This is a genomic window from Macromonas bipunctata (assembly GCF_002837135.1).
GTDB lineage: Bacteria > Pseudomonadota > Gammaproteobacteria > Burkholderiales > Burkholderiaceae_C > Macromonas_A > Macromonas_A bipunctata.
Genome location: NZ_NWBQ01000071.1, coordinates 1 through 4,487, shown reverse-complemented (window position 1 = coordinate 4,487; position 4,487 = coordinate 1). Strand labels below are relative to the sequence as shown.

The window sequence follows — 4,487 nt, the reverse complement described above, 5'->3', positions numbered from 1 at the left end:
AGCCCAGCCTGCGGTCCACTTCGGCCAGCAGCATCACCCCGGCATCGCTGGTCATGCTGCCGCCATCGAAGCGGCCCTCGATCTTGCGTCGGCCCAGTCGGCCAAAATCAATCACGCCGACCTCATCGGCAGTTGTTTGCGGTGTACAGTTTGGTTTCGGCATTGCCCGTCCTCTCATCCAGATTCGATACCTCGATGTTCGGGCATTTCAAGGGCAATGCCGTCCTCGTTTCTACGGACTACGGTGAAATATCCGGGCTAGACGGCAGCGAGATACGCCCGCCTTGAATGGGCAGTGGCAGCGTCGTTACCAGCCGCAACGGCTCGACCCATTGCGTCAAATTGCCGTATCCCTTGCGGATGATCTGGCCTGCACTGCCACCACCCGGAATGCCCACGCCGGGCGCACCCATCACGGCCCCCAGTACCGTGACTTCCAGCTCAGGCTCGATAGCCAACACGGTCATGGCCGCGTCGGTTTGGACGATCAGCGTCACGTCCAGATCGTCGGCATCGGTAATGCAGGATGGCATCATGTTCCGGCCCCCAGTGCCAACGTCATGGAAGCCACCAGCGGACTCAAGCGCGACACACCACGCTTGGCCATGATGGTGCCAAACATCGTGCGGTACGGCCTGCCACTGGGGTGAATCAGCAGCAAGTCGTACTCGCAGGTCTTGGCCAACAACATGGCCTCCGTCACCAGCGTGTGCGAGAAGGTCAACACCAGCTCACCACAACGCGGCTCAGACACTTCGATGCCGCCGCCCGTGTGGCCTGGTAAAGCGGGGGTGGATATTTCCGCCAGCAGCTCGGTAGAGGCCGCCGATTTGCGGATTTGCAGCAGCGCGCCCCAGCCGTCCAGCTCAAATTCTGGCAAGCGTAGGGCTTCGTTGGGGGTCTTGGCGGTGCCCGACTTGATGGACAACCGCAGCGTGAGCGTGTCGTTGTCGTACAGCGTTAAATCTAGCTTTTGGGCGGGCATGGGGCATGTTTTTTGTGGGTTGCTGGATTCTCAGGCGGCGGGTATGCGCAACATGGCATTTTTTCCGCCTACACCGCCCACCCCGACAGCGCACCGTCCGTCACGTCCAATTCCGCGCGCCGGTTGCACACATAGCGCACGGTGTAAGGCGGCACGTTCAAGGTGGTTTCGGTGCCCACCACCTCAAACGCCAGCTTGACGGTTTCGGACATCACCAGGTACAGCACGTCGCGCGTTCGCACGTCAAACCACGCCTCCTGCCCGGCCAGCCCCTCTGGTTCGATCAGGAAGCGGCACTCGTCGATGGAGCCGTTGTTCACGTCCCGGTGATCCATCATCGGGGATGGTGCAAAAGCGTCCGCCGGTAAGGCGTAGCCGTTGCCCATGTGCTCGTACTCGATGCTTTCCTCGTCTTCGCTGTCCAGCACCCCCAGCCCGCCCAGCGTGGGCAAGCCGCCCATCGTGTCGGGGGCCACGCGGGTCACACGCTTGCGAAGCAGTTGGCACTCCCATGTGTTGGGGTGGTTGATGATGACGTTGCGGGCCATCCGGTTGACGGCGGTGGGTACATTGGTCAGCATAGGGATTACTTCTTTTTGGCCACCAGCTTGTCAATTTTCGCGTCGGAAAAGCCGTACTCCCTGAAGGTGGCCAAGGCAGCTTCGGTCAATTTTCCAGACAACAACGCGGCCTCAATCCTGCGTGTGGCCAGCGGCTTGCGTGCTGTGGTGGTGCGTTTGGCCTTGCTGGCAGCTTCTTTGATGGCCTTGCGCTCGGCAGCCTTGCGGGCTTCTTCCTTGCGCATGTCGCTGGTTTTGATCTCACGGGTTCGCCCGTTCTCAATCGCGGCTTCAGCGTCCTTTTGCGTTGATTGCGTGCGGGCCTTGTTGCTGACCGACTGGTGCAACTTGGTCAGGTGCCCGGTCAGAAACTTCAGCACCAGATTGGACGATTCCAATTCCGACATCACCCGCAGCACGTGCTTGCACGCCACGCCCTGCAAACCGGGGTTGCGGATTTTGGGGTAGCCCATTTCCGGCCTGCCCGCTGCAAACCCGCCGATGGTGGCCACGTAGCGCAAAAAGTAGCGGTGCCGCCCGCAGTCGCAGTCAAACGCCAGCTTTTGCTTGCGCAGCCAGTTGGCCATCTGCTTCGGGGCCGTGGCATCGTCCAGTTTCTTGGCGGCCAGCTTGCGCACCGCATCGTCAAAGGCGTTGAAGCGCACCACAACATGGTGGCGCGTCACATCGGATTCCGGCCCCGCGTTGGTCAAAAACCGAACCTCGTCGTTCAAAGCCGACACGGCCACGGCCATCGTGATTTCCTTGCGGGCCTTGTCGATGTCGCTGCCATAGCCGTCTGGGTTGGGCTTGTACGTCAGGGGTGCCGACGTGGCCAGATCGATGATTTGGCGTGCTGTAAGTCCTTGCCCCGACTTGCCCAGCTCAAAGCGGCGTTGTGCCGTCTGCATGTTGCGCCGGAACGTGGCGAGGTCATCGGCGGTAATGGGCCGCTTGCCACCCCCTAGCGTCGTGAGTAGCACCTTGCTGGCATCCCACACCCCGCTTTTGAGGTCGCGTTCGGTCAGGATGATGGAGTTTGGCGCTTTCTCAGCCGCCTCCCGCGTGCGCTTGTCGTCGGCAAAGATGGCCTTGGCCTCGCCAACATGCCCTTTGATAGTGCCCAGCCACTTGCTGCTGTTCGTTGCCACGGCTTACTCCTGCGCCCAAATGGGGGCAAAGTTTTCTCGGTAGTCGGGGATCGACTCAAACCCGGTGCGGCGCTTGATGGCCAGCAATTCGGCCTCGTTGGGCAGCACCAGGCGGCGCTGGGTCAGGGGTTGCTCCACGGCATCCAAACCAGCGGCGGCCATGATCGCCAAAAACTCATCGGGTCGCCCGTACACCCGGCGCGATACTTTGGTCAGGTCGTACACCTCATCGGGGCCGGTGTCGTACCAGATCGCGTTGGTGTGCCACGGCTTCACGCCATCCACAAATGTGCGCACCGCCTTGAAAAAAGCCCGTGCTGCGTTGGTGTTGCGCTCCATCATGGCCGGGCCTTCAAATCGTCACCAGACGGTAGTAATGCCGGTTGAATGCCCCTTGCAACTCGGTCATCATGTCCATAGAGTCGCTGATAGCACGCACCTTGCACGTGTATATACAAGTCGCCAGCACAGCCACATGGGCACACGTCACGCCATCGGACACCCGGTAGCGCGGGCCGGTTTCGTCAAAGCCGTCACGCTCAATTGCTTGGTCGGGGTTTGCCCGTACCGCACGCTCAGAAAACACAATGCGCGGGCTTTTGGCGTCGGTGGCCATACCATGTTTCAGCTCGAAAAAGGCATGAATCCCGGCCTGCATTTCGTCGGGGCCAAACCAGTCATCCCATTGGATGGACTTGTCGTTGGACAGCACAATGCACCCGTCACGGCGATCACGCCGGTAGTCCGTTTCGGCACCAATCACCAGCACGTCCGCGCCTTCATCGTAGGCAGAGAAGATGGTGCGAGGCTTGCCCCCATACCCCACAAACGTGGCCTGTATCTGCCTCATGTATGGGCCTCAAGGGCTTCTATGCCCACGTCAAACACCTTCGGGTAGCCCGCCGGATCGTCGGTCTCAGGCGTGCCCTGCCCGTCGTTGGGTTGACCGTAGGCCGGGGCATCAAACAGGGGCACCGTGGCCTTCAGCGTGATGTCGATAGCCAAAATGGTCAGGTTGTTCGACTCGGACTGAATGGACATAGCGGGCGCATCGGGCGTTTCAAGCTGCACAGGCCAGTCCATTGTCTGCCCCGCAAACTCGTAGCGGGCGGTAAAGCGCCGGTTCTGGGTGGCGTCCAAGAACAGCAGGAACTGCGAAGCCAGCGACTTGGCAGTGGGTTCGTCGTGGGCAAAGATGGCGATTTGCGTCCGAATGTCACCCGACACCGTTCTCAGTCCAAACACGCGCTCTTTGGGGTCGGTCGGGATCATCACCAGCTCCCTGTCGGCAATCTGGCGCGTGTAGTCCCGGCCCGTGGGGGTGTAGTCCTTCGCCACGGCCACCAGAATCACAGGCAGCGAGGCAGGCCGGGTTCCAGTGGGTTCGGTGGCGTTCTTTTGCCAGCTGGCCAGCATCTGTTCCGCCGCGTCCACCATGCGACTGGGTGCCCATGCCACGCTCTTGGCGAGTCCGCGCTGGGTGTATTCGTGCAGCGACTTGGTGGTGGGCACAATCTGGCCATAGAAGCGGCCCATGAACTCCCCAAACGCGGCTTTGACCGATTCAAACATGGGGGGCGTCCTTAGCCCGGATATTTCACCATAGCCCGTAGAAATGAGGACGACATTGCCCTTGAAATGCCCGAACATCGAGGTATCGAATCTGGATGAGAGGACGGGCAATGCCGAAACCAAACTGTACACCGCAAACAACTGCCGATGAGGTTGGCGTGATTGATTTTGGCCGACTGGGCCGACGCAAGATCGAGGGCCGCTTCGATGGCGGCAGCA

At 60.7% G+C, this 4,487-nt stretch carries 7 protein-coding genes and 1 pseudogene; all 8 read right to left on the bottom strand.

The window, feature by feature from the left end; genetic code table 11:
• A pseudogene (locus tag CON76_RS10560) lies at nucleotides 1-163 on the bottom strand (IS1380 family transposase); the annotation flags it as partial.
• Nucleotides 164-239: 76 nt separating this feature from the next.
• A complete protein-coding gene (locus tag CON76_RS10555) occupies nucleotides 240-536 on the bottom strand; it encodes a hypothetical protein (RefSeq protein WP_101103320.1) in 297 nt (98 codons plus the stop codon).
• Entirely contained in the window at nucleotides 533-985 is a 453-nt protein-coding gene (locus tag CON76_RS10550; protein WP_101103319.1) for a hypothetical protein, read from the bottom strand. The genes CON76_RS10555 and CON76_RS10550 overlap by 4 nt, the downstream gene beginning before the upstream one ends.
• A 68-nt stretch (nucleotides 986-1,053) precedes the next feature.
• Nucleotides 1,054-1,566 (bottom strand): hypothetical protein, encoded by a 513-nt coding sequence (locus tag CON76_RS10545; protein ID WP_101103318.1) that lies wholly within the window; start codon nucleotides 1,564-1,566, stop codon nucleotides 1,054-1,056.
• 5 nt (nucleotides 1,567-1,571) lie between these two features.
• The gene (locus CON76_RS10540) at nucleotides 1,572-2,696 is read right to left on the bottom strand and encodes a hypothetical protein (RefSeq protein WP_101103317.1); all 1,125 of its coding nucleotides are present in this window, start codon (nucleotides 2,694-2,696) and stop codon (nucleotides 1,572-1,574) included.
• A 3-nt stretch (nucleotides 2,697-2,699) separates the two neighbouring features.
• On the bottom strand, nucleotides 2,700-3,038 hold the full coding sequence (locus tag CON76_RS10535; RefSeq protein ID WP_101103316.1) for a hypothetical protein: 339 nt from the start codon (nucleotides 3,036-3,038) through the stop codon (nucleotides 2,700-2,702).
• A gap of 10 nt (nucleotides 3,039-3,048) precedes the next feature.
• Complete coding sequence (locus CON76_RS10530) at nucleotides 3,049-3,546, bottom strand: hypothetical protein (protein ID WP_101103315.1); 498 nt, start codon at nucleotides 3,544-3,546, stop codon at nucleotides 3,049-3,051.
• A complete protein-coding gene (locus CON76_RS10525; RefSeq protein WP_101103314.1) occupies nucleotides 3,543-4,268 on the bottom strand; it encodes a hypothetical protein in 726 nt (241 codons plus the stop codon). Before CON76_RS10525 ends, CON76_RS10530 begins: the two co-directional genes overlap by 4 nt.
• Nucleotides 4,269-4,487 lie beyond the last annotated feature (219 nt).